15 protein-coding genes are annotated in these 20413 nt (G+C 57.5%); 7 read left to right on the top strand and 8 right to left on the bottom strand.

Annotated features, from left to right (window positions below):
- Positions 1–27: 27 nt before the first annotated feature.
- The 4 genes from JFN91_RS12650 (at position 28) to JFN91_RS12635 (ending at position 2197) form a co-directional block, all read left to right on the top strand.
- On the top strand, positions 28–639 hold the full coding sequence (locus tag JFN91_RS12650; RefSeq protein ID WP_199389556.1) for a hypothetical protein: 612 nt from the start codon (positions 28–30) through the stop codon (positions 637–639).
- A gap of 109 nt (positions 640–748) precedes the next feature.
- Positions 749–1111, top strand: a complete 363-nt coding sequence (locus JFN91_RS12645; RefSeq protein ID WP_199389555.1) for a hypothetical protein — start codon at positions 749–751, stop codon at positions 1109–1111.
- A 14-nt stretch (positions 1112–1125) separates the two neighbouring features.
- Positions 1126–1755: a DUF3592 domain-containing protein gene (locus tag JFN91_RS12640; protein WP_199389554.1), complete on the top strand. Its 630-nt coding sequence runs from the start codon at positions 1126–1128 to the stop codon at positions 1753–1755.
- A 73-nt stretch (positions 1756–1828) separates the two neighbouring features.
- The gene (locus JFN91_RS12635) at positions 1829–2197 is read left to right on the top strand and encodes a hypothetical protein (protein WP_199389553.1); all 369 of its coding nucleotides are present in this window, start codon (positions 1829–1831) and stop codon (positions 2195–2197) included.
- 77 nt (positions 2198–2274) lie between these two features.
- On the opposite strand, the gene JFN91_RS12630 is transcribed toward JFN91_RS12635, so the two are convergent.
- Positions 2275–2613, bottom strand: coding sequence for a type II toxin-antitoxin system HicB family antitoxin (locus JFN91_RS12630; protein WP_199389552.1), 339 nt, complete (start codon positions 2611–2613; stop codon positions 2275–2277).
- 113 nt (positions 2614–2726) lie between these two features.
- On the opposite strand from JFN91_RS12630, the gene JFN91_RS12625 reads away from it, so the two are divergent.
- On the top strand, positions 2727–3896 hold the full coding sequence (locus tag JFN91_RS12625) for a hypothetical protein (protein WP_199389551.1): 1170 nt from the start codon (positions 2727–2729) through the stop codon (positions 3894–3896).
- Positions 3897–4324: 428 nt separating this feature from the next.
- Here the strand turns inward: JFN91_RS12625 and JFN91_RS12620 are convergent, their stop codons facing one another.
- Positions 4325–10798: a fibronectin type III domain-containing protein gene (locus JFN91_RS12620; RefSeq protein ID WP_199389550.1), complete on the bottom strand. Its 6474-nt coding sequence runs from the start codon at positions 10796–10798 to the stop codon at positions 4325–4327.
- A 987-nt stretch (positions 10799–11785) separates the two neighbouring features.
- Between JFN91_RS12620 and JFN91_RS12615 the strand changes: the two genes are divergently transcribed.
- Entirely contained in the window at positions 11786–12316 is a 531-nt protein-coding gene (locus tag JFN91_RS12615) for a GNAT family N-acetyltransferase (protein ID WP_236015119.1), read from the top strand.
- A 34-nt stretch (positions 12317–12350) separates the two neighbouring features.
- On the opposite strand, the gene JFN91_RS12610 is transcribed toward JFN91_RS12615, so the two are convergent.
- From JFN91_RS12610 to JFN91_RS12600, 3 genes are all read right to left on the bottom strand, one after another.
- Positions 12351–12707: a DUF1622 domain-containing protein gene (locus tag JFN91_RS12610; RefSeq protein WP_199389548.1), complete on the bottom strand. Its 357-nt coding sequence runs from the start codon at positions 12705–12707 to the stop codon at positions 12351–12353.
- 745 nt (positions 12708–13452) lie between these two features.
- Positions 13453–14106, bottom strand: a complete 654-nt coding sequence (locus tag JFN91_RS12605; protein WP_236015118.1) for a hypothetical protein — start codon at positions 14104–14106, stop codon at positions 13453–13455.
- Between the two features lie 158 nt (positions 14107–14264).
- Positions 14265–14585: a hypothetical protein gene (locus JFN91_RS12600; protein ID WP_199389547.1), complete on the bottom strand. Its 321-nt coding sequence runs from the start codon at positions 14583–14585 to the stop codon at positions 14265–14267.
- Positions 14586–14619: 34 nt separating this feature from the next.
- On the opposite strand from JFN91_RS12600, the gene JFN91_RS12595 reads away from it, so the two are divergent.
- Positions 14620–15057 carry a PaaI family thioesterase gene (locus JFN91_RS12595; RefSeq protein ID WP_199389546.1) on the top strand — a complete coding sequence of 146 codons (438 nt, stop codon included), beginning with the start codon at positions 14620–14622 and terminating at the stop codon, positions 15055–15057.
- 11 nt (positions 15058–15068) lie between these two features.
- On the opposite strand, the gene JFN91_RS12590 is transcribed toward JFN91_RS12595, so the two are convergent.
- The 3 genes from JFN91_RS12590 to JFN91_RS12580 all read right to left on the bottom strand — a co-directional run bounded on the left by JFN91_RS12590 (position 15069) and on the right by JFN91_RS12580 (position 20271).
- Entirely contained in the window at positions 15069–16193 is a 1125-nt protein-coding gene (locus tag JFN91_RS12590) for a phosphatase PAP2 family protein (RefSeq protein WP_199389545.1), read from the bottom strand.
- An 86-nt stretch (positions 16194–16279) separates the two neighbouring features.
- Positions 16280–18721 (bottom strand): hypothetical protein, encoded by a 2442-nt coding sequence (locus JFN91_RS12585; protein ID WP_199389544.1) that lies wholly within the window; start codon positions 18719–18721, stop codon positions 16280–16282.
- A gap of 62 nt (positions 18722–18783) precedes the next feature.
- Positions 18784–20271 (bottom strand): hypothetical protein, encoded by a 1488-nt coding sequence (locus JFN91_RS12580; RefSeq protein WP_236015117.1) that lies wholly within the window; start codon positions 20269–20271, stop codon positions 18784–18786.
- Positions 20272–20413: the final 142 nt, after the last annotated feature.

Raw genomic sequence — 20413 nt, 5'->3', positions numbered from 1 at the left:
TCCCACTAATAAGTAGTTGGCAAAAGGATGAAAAAGAAAATCATGAGCCTTGAACTGCCAGGCGTAAGGAAGCGCCGAAAGATTCTTACAGCCCCTGAACTCCTGAAAGTTGAGGCGGAGGGTATGCAGTTGTCGAAGTTCACTAGAGTGCTAATGGTGGGCACCTTGACGCTTCTGTACTGCATGTTTATTGGCGGCTCAGTCTACAATATTGTGAACCACAGGATCAAAAATACAGAAGCATACCTCCAAGTCTTTGTACCGATGTCTGTCATCGCCACAGCTTTTCTTGCTGTTGCCAGTCTGTTGATTATCAAAATGAATCGTTCCTCGCTTGTATTTACCGAAATTGGAATCGCAGGGACTGCAATGTTTTCAGCGGTGTATGAGGATTTGGGCGGCTATGCTTGGGAGGCAAGCAGTGGCCTCCTTGCAACAGGTCAAACATCAAGAGAACCGAAAAAAACTCTATTCATAACCGCCAACAAAGGATGGTTTCCAGAAGTTAGGTACGTAACACGTATGGGGACATCAGTATTGGCAAGTTTTGGCTACTACTTTAAACCTGATCAGATTCAGAAAGCTGAAGAGATTTTAGCTAGCCGTGGGATTAAGCGGCTTCCTGATAGAGGGAAATAGCCAACCAAGCGCTAGACCGGCCAAATAACTAAACCAGCCGGTCAGCTCTCAGCGTTGGCCACAAGCTACTCTAAAGATAAGTGAAGAAGGTCTCAAGGCGGAGATTGTGATGGAATGGAGGTCGGGATTAGAGTGGCAGCGACATGACGGAATGGCTCCGAATTCAGAGCAATTGGATGTGTGGTCTGCAGACAGCAATTTAAATGACCTCGATATCTTCGTCGACCTGTTGGACCGCATAAAGAAGAAATGTTGCGCATCCGTCGTCAAGGAGGCAGGCAGCGCTATTTTTGAGGAGTGGCTTGTCTTCCTTGAATCCAACGGACGGAGAGTTTCCGCTAAATGGGACTGGACAGGCATCGATTTTTTTGCCGAGGACGAGGCCGGACGGGAATTCCTGTCGGAAATAGAAGATGTGCTGAGGGCGGCAAAGTATTGGAAATTACCACGGTGGTTGCGCTTATTTTTCTGAGCATGCCGTGAACTTTGGACAAATTGGACACATTCCCAACCAAGCGCGTAGACCAGGTCTCCGCAGTCGATGAGAGCGGGAGAAAGCTGAAAGGGGGCGGGTGCTCCGCCGGTCACGCCGCGCCGTTGGCCAAAGAGCGACAAGACACGGGACAAATGCTGCTCCTAGGAATTTCAGTAATTACGATTGCTATAGCCCTTTATCTGATCGTTCAGATCTTGTTGGGAAAGGCGGCAGAACGCTGGCCAACAGCCAGAGGCAATCTTGAAAAATTCCGCTCTAGGACGTGGACAGCTACATCGAAATTCCCATCGATACAGGGAGACTCCGAGCAGTGCCTCCTAGACGTGACCTATTCCTATGAAGTGGGAGGGAAAGTCTACAGAAGCAAGAGGTTTAACTTCGGAGTCGACAAGTACTATTTAACTGAGCAAGGACTTTACCGAACACCGCAAGAACTCGAAAATGATGAACTAACGAGACAACTTAAAACCAATAATTTTACGGTGCGATATTGGCCGCTTGTGCCATCGGTTGCGGTACTCGTCCCAGGCATTATTAACGAGAAAAGGCACTATGCGACAGCAGGCGTTGTAATGGTCATTGGTGTCATCTTGTCGCTTGCTGTAATTGCACTGCAATAATGCCCAACCACAATCTCCGCTAACGCTCCGTGGGTCAGCCTCCACCCGTTATATCGAAAAAGGAAAAACAAAAATGAAAGCTAAAGAAATGCACCGTGTGTTGGCGCAGCAGGGAATCCGGCTTTTTGCGCTTACCTTGGGGGCGGATCGGATGACCTATATCCATGAAAACAAGACAGTCAAAGAGTGGCGAGAAGACATCAGTAGGTTTATCTCGGAAATCAACCACCACAGAGACGAAAGTGGACATGCAGAAGATGAAGTTTTCAATCGGGTGATGTCAAAGCTGGACGAAGCTGGCTACATTGAAGTGGCTGACCTCGTTGCGGATGTTTATGAAGGTAGAATTGCAGTCTACACGGCTGGCGTCGTGGACGATCCAGCCCATGATGAGCAGGCAGATGGGTTTGGCCACTATGGATGGGAATCAAAGGGGGGCTAGGATAATGCCTGCAACGCATATCCATGGCAGAGCCGGGAGGACACAGATTAGTCAGGGCGAGGGGGGAGATTGGACGATCAGTGATGGTGCGTGGCGCACTCAGAAAGAAGTTCCACGATCCATGCATTAATGCTCTTGCCGTGAGCTGCAGCTTGGGTGGCTAAACGCTGGTGTAGCACAGGAGGGACCCTCAAATTGAACTTCCCGGAGAATTGCTTGCGAGGCTCGACTCCATCCTCGGCACACATCTCCAGGAAAGCCTTCAGTGAAAGCTCGCCCTCTTTCCGAAGATCGTCTACTGTACTGGCATAAAAATCAGCACCACCGTTGATGCCCACAAATTCCCCCCGGAACATGTTGATCTCGGGGTCGTATGAGATAACAGCATCAAAACCGTTAATGTTCATATTGTTCATGGTCTTACTCCGTTCGTTTCATCTTATTCTAGTACCACCATGATGGTGCCACGGTCAAGACTGATGGGTTTCTGCCCCAGTTCCCATGCTTCAAAATCCTTGGAGATTTCTACATGAAAAAACTACCTATTATTTGCCTTATCCTGGCTTCCCTGCTTTCGGCCTGCACTAACTACATGTACGGCGTACCCCAGGAAAGCTGGGACCGGATGAGCGAAGCGGAGCGGGTAGAGGCGATACGGGTGTACGAGCAGGAGCAGCGGGCACGCCACCTGGCTGAAGAGGAACAGGCGCGCCGTCAGGCGTTGGAACGGGAGCGGGAACGGGCACGTCGTGCCGCGCTGGAGCGGGAACGACAGGAACGCATTGATGCGATACACCGGGGTGAGGGAGCCTTTGGGGAGCTGATTCGGGTTCGCTTGCAGGGGGGCGAGATCAAAATCGGCGACCGGCATCACCACTACGAACCCTTGACCTTCACCATCGCCGACGGCGAAACCCGCACCATCGGCGTGGCGGACAGAAAAGGGAGAGAGGCAGAACTCACGGTAACCTATGCCGGCGGCGCCCTATCCTTCGAAGGGCTCCGTTTCCCCTACGACCGACGCTGGGGAAGGGGTGAACTCTATACCGACACCGGCACTTCCGGCCCCCTGGCGTTACGGGGGGTGGATGTCTTCATCCAGGTCCACGACCGTTCTTCTCGATTTGACCGTGAGATGCCGCGACTGATCATCGTCCGGGAGGAACCGCCGGTGGTAATACGCGAACGCGAACGGGAGCGGGAACGGGAAAGATCAACGCCTCCACCTGCGATCATAGTCGAGAAGGATCGGCCAAAGCCGCAACCGGTAACGCCCGTCCCCCCTCCGCCGGTGCGTCAGCCCGCTCCCCCTCCGCCGGTGCGTCAGCCGGCCAGCCAACCGCCGGTCGGTCAGCCGGCCAGCCAAGCGGCGGTGCATCCTCCGCGCACCGTGGCAGTCGCCCTCCTCTCGGGTGAGTTGAAGGTGCGGGGCAAGACGCAGCAGGTGGAGCAGTCCGCACTGCGCATCGCCGAGGGAGAGAGCCGGGAATTGCTGGTAAAGTCCGGTACTGAAACCCGCACCATCTCGGTCCAATACCGAAACGGTGAGCTCCTCATCAACGAGCCCCCGGCAAAGGGACGCAACGACATCCGCCTGCGCTTTGAGAAGGATTGGAAGACGGGTAAGATTTACCGCTTTGACCTGAAGGGCAGGACGGGCCTGGAGAAGCTGGAAATGAAGGTTACAGGGGTCGAATGAGGCCCCTCGTCAGACTATCCTGAGACCGTCACGTCGATTTTTAAGCTACCGGCCTGAGCAGTAAGTGTTCTTCTTCGCCAACGGGTTCTTTAGACGTGGTGAGGGCGCCGATATCCAGTGCACCGGTATTTCCTGGTTCCCAAGCTCCAGCTTGGGAACCCCAGATAGCGCAAAGCTCCAGCTTTGCATCCGAGGGAAGTTTTTCCTGGTTCCCAAGCTCCAGCTTGGGAACCCCAGATAGCGCAAAGCTCCAGCTTTGCATCCGAGGGAAGTTGGAGCATCGGAGAGGCTCTGCGTTCCCAAGACGGACCTTGGGAACGAGATCAAGGGGAATACCAACACGGATCGCTAACACAGCCTTTACCGAAGACTGAATAAAAAAGGGGGCACGCGAGCGTGCCCCCAAAGAAACCACAGGAGAGACTACATTACCTCGACACAATCACCGTTGTCGGCCCGGCGACTGCACTGTCGACATACCCGGTCTTGACTGCCTTGACCGTGTAAAGGTAGGTGCCGTTGGCTTTGCCGGCTACGCTGAACGAGGTGCCGATACCGCTGTAGACCTCGTTTGCGCCCTCGTAGAGTTTGTAGGTCACTCCCGGCGTGGCGCTGGCGGTCCAACTGACCTTGTAACCACCTGTGCTGCTGACAGCCGAGGCCCAGATGCTGCCAATGCTGCTGCAGGTGAGCGTTACTTTGGTGGTGACGGGTCCCTTGAGGGCACTGTCGGTATAACCCGCCTTGATGGCTTTTACGCTGTAGCTGTAGTTGCCGTTGGATCTGCCGGTCACGTTGAACGAGGTGTTGGGACCGCTGTAGATCTCGGTCGTACCTTCGTACAGCTTATAGGTCACGCCCGTGGTGGTACTTGCGGTCCACCCCACCTGGTAATTGCCGGAAGCGCTGGTTGTGGGCACCCAGATGCTGGCCACGCCGCTGCAGGCAAGGGTGACGGTGACGCCGGCTGGGCCGGTGCTGGCGCTGTCAAGATAGCCCGCCTTTACTGCTTTCACTGTGTAGTTGTAGTTGCCGCCTGTTTTGCCGGTCACGTTGAAGGAGGTGTTGGGGCCGCTGTAGATCTCGACGCCCCCCTCATACAGCTTGTAGGTCACCCCCACAGTGGTACTGGCGGTCCAGCCCACCTGATAGCTGCCGGTGGTGTTGGTAACAGGTGCCCAGATGCTGCCGACGCTGCCGCAAGCAAGGGTTACCGTGGTGCTGACGGGCCCTTTGACGGCGCTGTCACCGTATCCGGTCTTGATCGCCTTCACGGTGTAGCTGTAGTCACCATTGGTCTTGCCTGCCACCATGAAGGAGGTGTTGGGACCGCTGTAGATCTCGGTCGTACCTTCGTACAGCTTATAGGTCACGCCCGTGGTGGAACTTGCGGTCCAGCCGACCTGGTAACTACCCGTGGAGCTGCTGGCAGGCGTCCAGAGGCTGTCGATGCCGCCGCAGGCAAGGAGTATTTCGACAGTGGCAGGGCCGGTGCTGGGGCTGTCGACGTACCCTGCCTTGATGGCTTTGACCGTGTAGCTGTACTTGCCGTTGGCCTTGCCGGTCACGTTGAAGGAGGTGGCAGGTCCGCTGTAGATTTCGGTCGCCCCCTCGAACAGCTTATAGGTAACCCCCGAAGTGGCACTGGCGGTCCAGCCGACTTCGTAATTGCCGGAGTTGCTGGTCGCAGGCGTCCAGATGCTGCCGATACTGCCGCAGGTAAGGTTAACGTCGACGGTGACAGGCCCCTTAACGGCACTGTCGGCATATCCAGCCTTGCTCGCCTTCACCGTGTAGTTGTACTTGCCGTTGGCTTTACCGGTCACGTTGAAGGAGGTGTTGGTGCCGCTGTAGATCTCGGTCCCCCCCTCGTACAGTTTGTAGGTAACACCCTTGGTCGCACTGGCGGTCCAGCCGACCTGGTAACTGCCGGAGGTGCTGCTCGACGGTGCCCACATGCTGACGATGGCGCTGCACGGCTGTAATCCGCCCGCCAAGGAGGCCTGTTGCCACGTGCTGTCCAGGTAACCGTTTTTCCTGGCCTTGACGCGGTAAGCGTATGAGGCTGCCAGGCGGTCAGTCAGGCTGAGACTGGTCAAGGTGCCAAGGTAGACGGTTTCGTAGGCGCCGCCTTCCACGCTCTCTTCCAGTACATAACTCGCGCCGGGAGTGACGGATGAGGTCCAGGCGAGGGTTACCGTCCCGGAGGCCCGGTTTGCGGTTACCGTGCTGGGAGTCCCGCACTGCAGTGCCACGGTAACGGAAAGAGGAGCAGTGCTGGCGCTGTCGGCAACTCCGGCTCTGCGTGCCTTGACGCGGAACTGGAAGCTCCCATTGCCCAAAGAGGTCTCGGTGCTCTTCTGGGTGGTCGTGGTCAGCAACACGAATCCGTTGCCGTTGTCGATGTCAACCTCGTAGAAGGTCCCCACGGGCTCGGAAGATTGCCAGGACAAGAGGACCTTGCCGACGGTGTTGTCAACGCGGGCGGCAAGGCTGGTGGGGGTGGCACAGGCAAGGCTGACGGTAACGGAACTGCTGGCTGTCCAGGCGCTGGGGTTGAAGCCTGCCTTCCCTGCCCTGACCCTATACCAGTAGGCACCGTTGCTCCTGCCGCTCAGAGTTACGGCAAGAGAGGGACCATCGTAGACGGTCTTTACGTTCTGGGTGAAGTTGCTGTCCGTCGCCTCCTCTACCAGGTAGACCCCCGCGCCGGTTACCCCCAACCACGATACGGCGTAGCTTCCCGTGGAGGAGTTGACAGGGACGGTCACCTGCGCGGGAGCCTCTGCCTGGGGCAGTGTCTCGTTGCCCCCCAGACCGAACAGGGAGAAATGCGAGGTAGTTGCGGACACCGTGCTCTGGTCCTGGTTGACGCTGTTGGAAGCCAGGGGTTCCCAGGACTGGGTGTCGGCATTCCAGGTCGTAACGAGAAGGTCGCCGGCGGCCTGCCCGGAATTGTCCACGAAGCCGTCCTTGTTGGCATCCTGGTAGCTAAAGGTGATGACCGGCTCGGAGCCGGCCGGGAAGGTGGTTTGGCCGGAGGACAGCTGCAATTCCACGGCATTAAGCAGGGTCGGGGTGGTTGTTGCCAGATCCTCCCTCGCCTTCACCACCAGTTGTGCATCCGTGCTAAGCGAGGTTGACGGGAAGTTGATGTCCGCGCCGGTGTCACCGGTGGAGACGGAAACCAGATTTTGCCGGTCGCTCTGCACCACTTCCGTCGTGGTGGTCACGCCGCCGATATCGATGCTTTCCCGGTAGTCCGGGTTGACGTGATCAATGGTGAACACGGTCACCGCCGGTTCTGCGTCGTATGCCCCCACTGCATCAGAGGCGATAGCACGCAACTGGTAATCGCCTGCACTCAACGAGGTGACGTCCCACTTGGTCGAGAAGACGGAGCCCTCGGTATCTGGGTTGGGATAGAGCGGCGATGCGGACAGGACATCCAACCAATCGCTGGTCCCGGCAGCCCGGTACTGGAACAGAACCTTGGAGGGCAACTCCGCTGTGCAGGTAGAGACTTTTGCATCGACAGTCAGGTAGTTGCCGGACACCCTGCTGCCGGGCTGCGGGATGCCCACTGTCGCTTCAGGCAGGCCCCAACCGGCAGGTATGTTGACCGTCACCACGACATTCTGATTGAGATCGAGGGAGCCGGCCACGGTCCTGACCCCGAAGGTGTAGACACCCGGATCGAGGACAGGCGAGGTCCATGACGTTGCGTCTGCGCCAACCATTGTGACCGGGGAGAGGTAGTCGAGAGCGGTGCCCGGCTGGGAGTAGACGTTGAAGCCTACTACGTTGGAGGAGGCTGGCTTGATCCAGTTCAAGGTCACTTTCCGGTCGCAGAGCAGCGTGGCCTGCAACTCTTTAGGCGGATCAGGCATGGTTGCAGCGGGAGTCGCCTCTACCGGAGCATTGCCGTCACCTTCCACGCCGGCATTGTTCACCGCACGCACGAAGTAACTGTAGCTGGTTCCGTTGGTGAGACCGCTGTCGGTGTAGGTGTTGGAAACAAGGAAGCCGGGGTTGATCCTTACAGCGGCGCCCCCGGAGCTCTGACGGTAGACGTTGTACCCCGCGAGATCCCCATCGCTGACCCCGCCCCAGGTAATGGTTACCCTGGCATCGCCTGCTACAACCGTCAGGGGACCGGGTACGCTGGGAGGAAGGACCGCCTTGACGGCCAGTTGCGCGTCAAGCCGCACCATCTGCCCTGCCGCGACGGTCTCTGTTTTTTGGGCGCTGAAGAAGCGAAGCTCCGGATTTTCACTGAAGGTGATAGTGTGGCTGCCGGTAGCAGCACCCGTGATGAAGTAGAATCCCTTTGCATCAGTGCTGACAGAGGTTTTTACACCATCGACTCTTACATCGATCGACTGCAGTGGTTTCCCGGAGGTAGCGTCAGTTACATAACCTTCGAACCCCTGGCGCGTCGGGACGACACGTACCGGCGTAACGGCGCTGTTGAAAAGGCCGACGTTGTCTACTGCCACGACAGCGAAGTAGGCCGGCTTGTCGTTGGGCAAGCCCTTGGCATAGGACCCCATGTTGCCCGGTGCGAGGGTGCGGTATGGCACCATGTCAGCGACACTGGTAAACGGTTCGGGAGAGTAATAGATCCGGTAATTCGCCACGCTAAGCCACTCGGCGTATCCCGACCAGTCCAAAGTGACAAAACCACCCATAAACGTGTCGCTAGCCGAAAGGGTCGATACGGGCGGGAGTTTGACTGCAACCTGCAAGGCAGCAGTTGCGGTTGTACTCACGTTGCCGACGGCATCAGTTTCCTGGACGCTGATGTCCAACTGACCGCTCTGCAGCCCCGACAAGGTGCAACTCCAGGTATCGCCCTCCACCACAACCTGGCCGATGGTCACGGCCGGGGACGTGTTGACGTACACCGTTGAGCCGACTTCGGTTTTACCAGTCAGGGTATACGTCCCGTTCTCCCATAAAAGCGGCAACGGATCGATGGAAGGGGGGTAGGCGATGCTGTCGACCTGGATGGTCACTTCCTGGAAGCCGGTGTTGCCTGCTGCATCGCTGGCTTCCAGTCGAATTACATTGGTCCCCTCCCCTAGCACCAGGGTATTGGCCGGTTGAGTCTCGGAGACCGTCTTGCCGTTGACCTTGAGACGGTATCCCTTCACGCCCATTTCGTCCGTGGCACTGTAGGTGAAGCTGACCGGGTTCCTGTAGGTCAGACCTGCCACAGGGGAGGTAATGGCAACAATCGGTGCCTGGGCATCTTTAACAATTACAACCTGCTGGGTTGCGCTACCTGCACTATTGCTGGCCACGATCAGGATGGTGTTGCTGCCCTCGAGGAGCGGCACCTCTGCCAGCCATGAGCCCAGAGTTACGTTTGCGGTTCCGGTAATCCCGGTGGTAGTATTCACGACACTTACGGTTGCGCCTACCTCGATCGCCCCACCCAGGGTGACCGTTGTCGCATTGGTGGGAGAGGCCGTCGGATTGACGGTGAGGGTCACGTCGATGCCGTCGCGCTGCGCGTACGGGATGGTGTGCGGCACGATGGTCAAGTCGGTAAGAGAAAAGTCGCCAGTTACGCTCTGGTTCTTGGACATCTCAACCACGACCTGAAGGTATCTGCCATCAGGGGTGGCGGTGAGGAAATCGCCGTTGACCGCGGTTTCCCAAGCAGACCAGGTTGCCAGGTCTTCGGAGCTCCTTACCTTAACCGTAAGCAACGCTCCCGTAGGAACAGTTGCATTCCAGGAAAGCTTGCCCCACGGTTTTCCGGCTGCCCCGCTGTCATGCTCCACGCTCCAGGAACCTTGGTATTGAGCGGTCGCATTGGAGACGGTGCCGACCATGTCGCTATAGCCATAATGGGTGCCTGCCCCAATGAGCGGTTTGACTAGATCAACCGAGTCTGTGCTGGGAGAGATCCTTAAGATGTTCTCCGACATCAGGTCTACCGCCCAGACCTTCCCGTCCCGGTCAACCGAGACACCTGCCGGCCCGCCTGCCGGGATCACAGCTTTGAAGCTCCCGTCACTGCCGAACCTGCTCACCCCTGTGCCCCCTGAGTTGGCAGTCCAGATATCACCATCGGGAGACACCGCTACACCGCGCGGGCAAGACAGCGATGGGTCGTATTTCACCCACTCTTCGGAATAGGTGTGAGTATTGAACTTGCCGACGGTTCCGCTGCAGAACCCGGTGAAGACGATGTTGTCGTTGTGATCCGGAGCGATACCGTATGCGGTGCCGCCTGGCACGGGGTAGCTGCTAACGGTAGGTGGGTCCACATTAGGATCGATGCGTGTGAAATAGCTCCAGTTGGTAGACCAGATGATGCCATTACTGTCAGCAAAAGCTCCGTAGGAGTTCCCTCCCCCGGGGACGACAGAGGCATCCAGCGACCGGATGATTTGTCCGGTGTTAGCATCGATGTTGTAAAAGAGAGGGCTTCCCCACCCACCAACCCAAATGTTGTTTTTCTTGTCGATGGCTATGCCGCGGGTCCCGAAGGACCAGTTATAAGCGACACCTGGGGTTCCAGGCACATAGGTGCCGGAAGCCGCCGGGTTGTAGGGATCGAGCAGCACCTCGAAAAGAACGCATTCATCCTGACCCCAAGGGAGCATCTCGTTGTCTTGAATGTCACCGTCACCGTTGAGATCGGTAGACGTTTCGATGACTCCGTTACCGTTGCGGTCACGGCACTGGTTATTTTCGTTGAGGCCGATTTTAATTGCGGTCCCCAAGTTCCGGTTGCCGAACCAGACGTTGCCATACATGTCAACGGTGGTTCGCGAAGGGCTGCCGTACTGCCCCTCCGGTGCGGTCCTGTAACGCCCCAGTTCCCTGCCTGTGACTGTGTCGACCTTGGAAATGGTCCCGGTATCTGAGTTGGGAACCCATATCACGGGGATAACGGTCGATGTCCCGGAACTGGTAGCGACCTGGAGACCGGTCGAGTCACAGGTGGTGTTAGTGCCCCCCGCGAAATCGGTGCACCCTGTGAAGACCGATTTTGTTGTAACTGCAGCATATGTCGGCCCTACCCATAGCTGCATTGCCACAAGCAGACTGCATAACCTCATGATTACCCGCAACCACATAGCCCCCTCCTCTTTTTGATGCCAAAGATTTCACTGCACTTGGGTTTTTGCCCAACTGATATAAATTCGCACCGGGATGATGCAGATGTACCTACAGGGCGCGCAGGGATCGGATAATGGATGCCCTGCAAGCGAGCAATAAACCGCCTTCGGGTAACCGAAGGCGGCACGCAAAACTCACCTGGGTGGAAGTGACCTCTGGTAAAGGAGAGAAGCGGGTTCTCTTCGGGAAGCGGTTTCTGCGTAGGAAGTAGTCGGTGGCTAACGGTGTTTGTAACGGTTGGGCAAATCATATAACACAAAAATTTAACTAAACAATTATGTTTAACATTATTTTGTATACATTAAATAACAAGACAGGATCTTGTGTACTATACCCCACAAAAATTGAGGACTTTAGTCCTCAAATAGCTGTATTAACGCTTTTATGGCCGGTTGACCGATTAAGTGACCAGCGGAGAGCAAAGGTATAATATTGCCCTGTCACAGAACTCTAAATGCATTTGAATCTTGATTGTATAGTTTTTTTTCAATGAGGCAGCAGCTACCAGCACCACGCGGACTAAACACAAAAATAAAGAGGTGTTTTGAGAGCAAATGTAACTCGAGAGGGGGCCCCCATGAACGGTACGGAACGCAGCGTGTCATGAATGTCCCTGATTGTTGTCTCTGCTCGTGCGGAAGCCTGAGGGGCCAGCGGGGTGCGAGGGGGTTGAAATGCAGGCGTGAGTTGATGTAGGTTGCTTCACGTGGAGCTTAGCGAAAAGGTTTCTGTAATTTGGGGGAATGCCTATGACTGACCATACCGTTGTCCGCTGCGATTACGAACAGCATGGGAATGCGATACTGGAGATTTTTAACGACGCGATCGTGCACTCGACTGCGCTCTACGAGTACAAGCCGCGGACACGGCAATTCATGCAAAATTGGTTCGAGGCCAAATCGACGGGCGGCTTCCCGGTTATCGGTATCGAGGACGGTGCGGGGGCGCTGCTGGCATTTGGAAGCTACGGCACCTTCCGTGCTTTTCCTGCCTTCAAGTACACGGTAGAACACTCCGTTTATGTGCACAAAGATCATCGCGGCCGCGGCCTCGGCCGGACCGTCATGCAGGAATTGATTGCAGCGGCACGAGAGAGTGACGTGCATGCCATGATAGGCGGCATCGATGCGACCAACTCTGGAAGCATCGCGCTGCACGAGCAGCTTGGCTTCAAGCACGTCGGCACCCTGCCCCAAGTCGGCTTCAAGTTCGGCCGCTGGCTCGACCTCGCTTTTTACCAGCTGTTGCTGGATACCCCCGCCCACCCAATCGACGGCTGATTTACTTAGCTGGGAGTTGTCCTGACGGGGTCTGTCAGGTCGGAGGCACTTCCTCAGGTTTCCGCTGCCATGGCCAGTGCCCTTCCAGTTCCACTTGCAAGGCCATGCTCAGGAAGGTACGGATGATTACGATGACGCCGAGGACCAGCACCCCTCCCAGGGTGGGGGTCACGGCCACGGTGCGGATGATGTCGGCGGCGACCAGGAATTCAAGGCCGAGGAGGATGCCGCGGCCAAGGTCCTGTCGCAACTGCCTGAATCCGTCCTCCACCCTGCGCCCCTGCATGGCATACCTCGTTACCGCCACCACGAGCCCGGCACAAATGGCTATCACGCCTGCCCCGTCGATGACGACGCCGACTGCCTCGGCGATTTCCTTGAATGTCAGCATGTCAGCCACTTGCCCTCCGGTGTGTTCCCACTCAGCCCATAATTGGCACGCTCCAACTTTACCAAAGTTTATACATGCCACCAAAACAAAATCCCCCCTGCCCCCCCTTCGCAAAGCGGGGAACGTTGCGGCCGTCATCTTCATGGAGCGGCCGGCGTCATTTTCCTGTAACCAATGGCATTTACACACAATCCTATACACGCCCCTTACAGGCCTTCGTTAGGCGACGTGGCATCCTAGTTAGGAGACACGACCTCCTGTTTAGGGGACACGACCCCCTAGTTAGGAGACACGACCTCCTAGTTAGGGGACACGACCTCCTAGTTAGGGGACACGACCTCCTAGTTAGGTGGCACGACCTCCTAGTTAGGGGACACGACCCCCTAGTTAGGGGACACGACCCCCTAGTTAGGGGACGCGACATCCTAGTTAGGGGACGCGACATCCTAGTTAGGGGACGCGACATCCTAGTTAGGGGACGCGACCCCCTAGTTAGGGGACGCGACATCCTAGTTAGGGGACGCAGCACCCTGGTTAGGGGGCGCAGCACCCTGGTTAGGGGGCGTGGCAACTCATTAAGGGCGTGAAGCCTCGCTTGAGGAAGAGGAAACCGGGAGGTGCCCGCTTACGGCATAGAGAATGCGGTGCCGGACTACGAAAGAGTTAACGATGGAGGAAGGCGGTTGTGCGTGGGGAGGAGTAGAGGGTGCCGTGGACGGCACCCTCTGGTGGTGAGCAACAGAAATCAGGAGATCAGCACGCTGGTGATCGAGGACCAGGGACCTGGGCCATCGGGTCCGTGGTGTCTCATCCGAAAGAAGGTATTGCCCGGATCCAGGTTCTCCAGGACCATGTTCTTGGAGTCCGGGAAGATTGACTTGTGGAACCACTCTGCCTCGACCGCAGGGTCCTTGGTGTTGATATGGATCTCGTGGTTATAGGCGCCCGGCGGTGAACTTGCGCTGGCCACAGCCTTTCTCGGTTCCCCCGAGTTAACCACGATGAAATCCGGGGGAGAGATCAGGGGCAACCTGTTCCTGCGGAAACTTCTACGCTCCTGGGCGATGTTAAAGCCGGTGGTGTACAGGGCATCCGGATTGCGCATCGACACCGCTTCCAGAAACGAGGCCATCTCATCGAGGAGGGCAATGATCTCTTCCATGAGCTTGTCCCGCTCGCGGATCAGGAGCCTGTCACCATTACTTGCCAGCCGGTAGGCTGTTGCAAACGCTGGCACCAATTCGGCGAGCTTTTGCAGCAGCGCGATGTTGGTTCCCCAGACCGAGTCAGGATAATTTTTGTTGCCGAACAGGCTGAGCTGCACCTTCTGTGCAAATGAGAGAAACTCCTTGGGACCATACCGGCGATAGTCCCTCTTTATCCGCCTCTGCATGACCATTAATGCCTCCTTTGCCGTTATGCGCTGGCTATCCGTTAAGATTAACCTGCACTAATCATGGACTAAAGGATATAGAGCACCTTCCGGGATGTCAAGCACAGAGCGATGTCTTTTCATTGCGGTGCGACTACAGGATATGCGCCACACTTTGGGGCAGGTCACTCCGATACCGGCGGTGCCCATTTCAGCTTCGGACCTGACTTTCTGGGCCCTTCCGACGACTCCTTCGCGCCAGCGGGAGCGGACTGCTTCCCGAGCAGGAGTGCCCTTACCTTTTCGGAGAGGGGAACTGACGTCTCGCCGACAGTGATACCCTGGATATCTTTGGCGTGCCCGGCCAACGGGATGGTCTGCACCTCTCCGGAGGCGTACGTGATCACCAGCGTGTCGGCAAGTGCCGTCCCGCTAATGGCCAGAGAGATGACGGCTGCCCCCAACGATTTTAGTTTCCACTTCGTACGTACTCGGTTAAGCTTCATGCGCTACTCCTATTTCGAGATTGAGGACACTACTGTGTACAAATACGACGACGACATGACGGGCACGACACCAAAGTTCACCCTCCCTGGTTGGGTAGCATGCGCGCCTTTCGAGGAATACCTGGGGATGCATATCGAGGAGGCTGCGGATGGACGCGCGGTGCTCAGCATGCCCTTCAAAGTGAAATTGGCCCAGGGGGTCGGGCTCATGCACGGGGGCGCCATCACCTCGCTGGCGGACACCGCCGTCGCCATGGCCATCAAGAGCATTCTCCCGGAGGGCTCCGACTTCGTCACCGTGGACCTGCACCTGAAGTTCTTCGCGGCGGTACGGGAGGGCTCGGTCCGCGCGGTCGCCCGCGCCATACCCAAGGACGAACGCAAGATCGTCGGGGAGGCGGAGATCTTCAACGGCGAGACCAAGGTGGCAGAGTTCAACGCCTTCTTTATTGTCAAGAAAAAGGCTCCCTAGGCTGCCATTGCTTACCAACCCGCGTCAGCCCTTGGCCGTATCTCCGTTTCTCCCTGAAACCAGATGGTGCTGATCCTGTAGGCCGCCCAGCCAAGCGCGATACCGCCAACCCCGTCGAGCAGGTAGTGCCATCCCAGATAGACGGTGTCGACCACAAACAGGAGGGTAAGCCCCCATGCGAGGTATCGAAGCCTCGGGAAGACCTCCCCTATGACAAGACTCGACAGATAACAAAGAGCAATGTGCAGGCTTGGCATTCCCACGATCCCATTGGCGCTGATGATCGGCGTTCCCAGTGGATCCATCGTGAAAGAGCGATAGTGCGTCAACAAACCTTCCATCGTCATTGCGGTGTGGGTACCGCTTATGTGGGTATACAGCTCCGGTTTGAAAAAGGCAGGACCAAGAGTAGGGAAAAGTATCGAAATCGGAATCGAAAAGCCGAAAGCGATGCACCATGCGGATGTGTAACGCCAGAAGATTAAGCCTTTACGGCAGGAGATGAGAAGAGTGAGACATGCAAGCGGCCAGAGCATGAAATAAACCGAATCGAATCGCGTTGTAATTGGTGGTATCTTTGGAATTGTGCAAAGACCGCCAAATGAGAGCAAATCGAGTATTCTGTTATCGCATTTGAATAAAATATCGTCATAGAGGACGTTGTTAAGAAGTGGAATGGTCGGCTTAAGGTTGGTATATCCTATCAACGTGCAATACACCAGCAGGTAGGACAATGCACCTTTGAAGACATAATCGCGAATATATCGTCTGAGGAAATCTTTCAAAAATGCTTTCGGTCTGAGATGTTGATCTTTAGACAATAACAGCATGATTTGACGTACTACTTCGCAAACCATGACGAACAGCGGTCCGATAGTGGCGTTGAAGAACAGGAAGAAAAATATGCTTATTCTCCCCAGGTTGTATGGAAGCCACTCAAAATTCCAGGAGTGGTAACCGAATATGGCTCTCGCGATTCCCAAAAATATAAAAATGTAGCCCAGAAGATAACAAATTCCTGCCCGGGCAGGAGTTACCGCATCACATGTGCCATCGAACCGGGGCTGTTCCTGCCCCCAGCTTACAGCCTCCACTAACGTACTGTCATCGCCCGGCGCTTTATACTGCATCGACATAAAGATCCCCTTGGGACGCCCCCCACTTCTTACAACGATCAAGCCAGCCGTTCACTAGTTCTACGTCGCCCGCGAAGAAAGCTCGTTTACTGAGAATACTCCTTCCAGACCAGGCCAGTCTCCGCGTTGAACTTGGTGACGCCTTCGCTGTCCTGCATGGTGCCGGTGAAGGCTTCATCGTCTTCCCATAGAATCCCTTCCGGCATCAGCACCCTGGCCACTACTCCCTTGCCGGTGATGGTCTTGGCCCCCAACTGCTTCGTCTTGGCGGCCTTGCTCTGCTCAAAAATCTTCAGGGTGAACTTCAGAGGGGACGCCTCTTTACCCTCTGTTTCCACGGCAAACGTGTAGATCCCCTCCCCGGCCTTCTCGACGATCACTTCCTTTGTCTTCTCCGGCGTCTTGACCACGATGGGCGATAGCTGCTTTTCACGCCGGGATTCGTTGCGGGTCAGCGCCCTCCCCCTCTTCGACCTCGTATACTCCTTGAACGAGACGCTGAGCTTGACGTCGTGTGCGCCGGCCACGATCAGCTTCAGATCCCCGTGTATGGAGGGGATCACCAACCCCTTCTCTTCCGGCGGCTTCTCGGACGGCCTCGGCCCTGCCGTTTCCTTCTTTGCCTCGACCGGCTTCACGGCTGCCGGCAACTGTGCGGCTGCCGCTACTGCGGCACGTCGGGCCTGCTCCGCCTTTTCCGCGGCCATGCGCTCACGGGCCAACTGTTCCGCCTGGCCGCGCATGGCGGCCAGACGCTCGGTTTCGGCCCTCTTGCGTTCCTGCAGTTCCTGCTCCACCCTCTTCTTCTCGGCTGCCGCCAGGCGCGCCAGTTCGGCCTGCCGGGCGGCGGCCTGCACACGTTCCTGCGCCAGTTTTTCCTGCTGGGCCTTTACGGCTGCCAGGCGCTCCTGCTCCGCTTTTCTTTTATCCAGCAACGCCTGCTCGGCGAGCCTCTTTTTCTCTGCGGCTTCCTGACGCTGCTTTTCCGCCTTCTCCGCTGCCAGGCGCTCACGCTCCCGCGCCACCCTTTCCGCCTCGGCGCGCTGGGCCGCCTTACGCTCCTGTTCAGCCCGGCGCTTATCCTGCAAGGCTTGCTCGGCCAGTCGCTTTTTCTCGGCCGCCGCCTGGCGGCGCTGTTGCGCCTCCCGGGCTGCCTGTTGTTCCCGCTCGCGCGCCTGCCTCTGCGCCTCGGCACGCTGGGCCGCTTTCCGCTCCTGCTCGGCTCTTTTCTTCTCCTCGGCAAGCCGTTTGCTCTCCGCTGCCGCCTGGCGCCGCTGCTCCGCTTGCTCGGCTTCCAGTTGCTCCCGCTCGCGGGCAAGCCTCTCGGCCTCGGCGCGCCGGGCGGCTTGGCGCTCCTGTTCGGCCTTGCGTTTTTCCTGGAGGGCCTGGTCGGCAAGACGTTTTCTCTCGGCCGCGGCTTCCCGTTCCTGCCGGACCTTTTCCGCGGCCTGCTGTTGCCGCTCGCGGGCTAACTGCTCGGCCTGCGCCCGCTCGGCGGCAACACGCTCCCGTTCCGCTTCCCGCTGTTCCTGCTGTTCCAACTCCGCCTTGGCGGCAGCCACACGGCGCTCCTGCTCCGCCTTTTCCGTAGCCGCCCGCTCGCGCTCCCGGACCAGCCGCTCCTGCTTTGCCCTCTCCGCGGCGCGCCGCTGCAACTCAGCCTGTCTTTTTTCCTGCCGCTCCTGCTCGGCTCTTTTTGCCTCGGCGGCGTTGCGCTCCTGCTCGGCTTTCGCGGCAGCCGCTTTTTCCCGCTCGAGCGCCAGCTTTTCCTGTCGCGCCCTTTCGGCTGCCTTGCGCTCCTGCAGAGCCTTCTCGCGGGCCACCTTCTCCTGTTCGACTTTCGCCTTGGCGGCTTCGGCTGCTTTACGTTCCGCCTCTTTTTTCTCCGCGGCCTTGCGCTCTGCCTCTTGTTTCTCGGCTACTTTGCGCAGACGCCTCGCCTCTTCCTCGGCCTGCCGTTCCTGCTCCGCCTGCAACGCGGCGAGCCGCTTGCGCTCTGTCTCTTCGCGTACCTTGGCCTCCTCGGCGGGGTCTGGTGCTGGCGGCTCTGGTTCCTCGACCGCGTCGGTGTCGTCATCCTGCTCTTCCGCTTTGGCCGTTGCTACCAGGGCCGGCGTTTTTATGGGACCGGGAGCCGGTCGTTTCGCCTTCGGGGTGGCGAGCCTGGCGGTGACCATCTCTACCTGGGATTCACCCGCCTGGACCTGCGCCGTCTCGGCGGGCGCATCCGGCTCTGCAGCAGCATCGGGCACGGCAGCAGATGGGGGAACCGCCGCAGGGGCATCTGCGGGACCTTCGGCCGCCGGGGCGGCGCTTGTTGTGTCCAGTGCCGCCGTGGCAGCCATGGGAAGGGAAGAAGGCGTTATCCAGAGGATGTCGAACTTTGCGGCAGCGCCGGTCTGGGGATAGCAGAGGGAAGTCGACGTCAGCACGAAAAAGAGCAGGGTGTGGACCGCAAGGGAGCCCACGGTGGCCCACCCGATGCCCCCCCGGTCTACCCTTCTGTTCAACCACACGTAATCATCCATAACTCCGTCGACTCCACATGATGCCGCGCTCGATCCGTTCCCGCGGCGCTACCAGCTATCGGTTAGGCCGCGCCTTTTTTCTCGTCCCGTACCACAGGGCGCACGTCGCGATACTTCTCCATGAGATACCGGTGTTGTGCGTTGTTCCTGACAAAGATATTGGTAACCTCGTCGGCGTAGATCAGTTTCCAGTCCGGATGGATCAGCAAATGGCGCGAAAGCGTGGCGTCCGCAGGGAAAATGATCCACGATATCTGGTATTTTTCCAAGATCTTTTCCCACCCCGGCTGGAAAGCAGTCACCTTGAAATACTCCTTCAGGCGCTCTGCGCCGTACATATCGAGCCTTCCATCGATGAACACCTTGTAGGCCGGCGCCGCGCCATAGATCAGGCAATCCCCGAATTCGTCGTTGTTGAACATGTTGCCGGGAATCCGCTCCCTTTTCAGGAACTCGATGGCCGCCATGGGCTTGATCTTCGGGTCGAACTGGAAAGTGATCCTTCCGGAGTGCACCATGATGACCACCGCAGCGACCGCCGCCAGCGGCCACAGGTAGCCCGTGGTGCAGTCATCGATGGCAGCGATGTTGCGGGATCTTTGTTTGACGAAGCGGGCAAACCCGGAATCGGACTCCCGGAGCACCCGGGTCAGCCTTCTGGCGATGACAGGGGCAACGATGATGGCAAAAAGAGGGATGTACCGCGCCGAGAACAGGGACATGTGGGTAAAGAGCAGGATCAGAATCATCTCTACCAAGTTCAGCTTGTACCTGGACAATCCTACCGTGGCAAGCAACACGAAGAGCAGCAGTTCGAAGTACTTTATGTAGTATTCGTGAAAGTTGGGAGAAAGGAACTCGGAAACGCCGTCCATGAGGTCCTTGGACGAGGTGAGCTGGAATGGGAACAGCAGGATGTGGAACCCGTAAGGGTTGACCACGCTGGCCGCACCGCACGCGAGAATGGCGAGGCCGAGACCGCGCAGCCTAGGCAGGCTCTCCCCCCTCCCCTCACCTTGACTGAAGAAGGCGTCGAGCAGGTTGCCGAGAAAATACGCTCCCAAGAGGATGAAGCCGACCATGAAGCCGCCGTGCAGGTTGGCCCACGGGATCATGATCAACGGCAGCAGGAAGAGAAGGTTCCTGCCCTGGTATTGGTACTGGTCCAGGATGTAGTACCAGGCCACCATGATGACCAGCGAGAAGACGTGCGGCCGGGCCAGCCAGTGCAGTTGCGCGGCGCCACCGACCAGGAGGACCACCAACAGCGAAACGAGGATGTCGCTGTCATCCGATTGCATCATCCTGAAGAGCAGGAAACAGGACAACGCCAGCAAAAAGGCGAAGAAGATCACCACGCCGCTCAACCCCCAGCCCTGGTGCACCAGCGCCATGATGACCTCGGAGAGCCATTCATGGGCGGTCCAGGGGAGCGGCGGGGAGAGGAAGGAGAACATGTCCTGATGCGGGATGCTATGGGTGCCGAGCATGTACTCGCCGGCGCGGATGTGGTAACCGGTGTCGCCGTCGCTCAGCAGCTTTTGGCCCAAGTTTAGCGTTATCAACAGGAAGATGGAGGTAAAAAGGAAGTCACCAATGGAAGGGAGCATGAAGCCTATTTTGTTATCACAATCTTTCACTTGCAAACCTTTAGAGGAGGCCGGTAGTTGTTCCCGCAGGAAAGAGCGTCTG

Source organism: Geomonas anaerohicana (assembly GCF_016458305.1).
Taxonomy (GTDB): Bacteria; Desulfobacterota; Desulfuromonadia; order Geobacterales; family Geobacteraceae; genus Geomonas; species Geomonas anaerohicana.
Note: the sequence above shows the minus strand (reverse complement) of the source record. Positions and strands in the feature narration are given on the sequence as shown.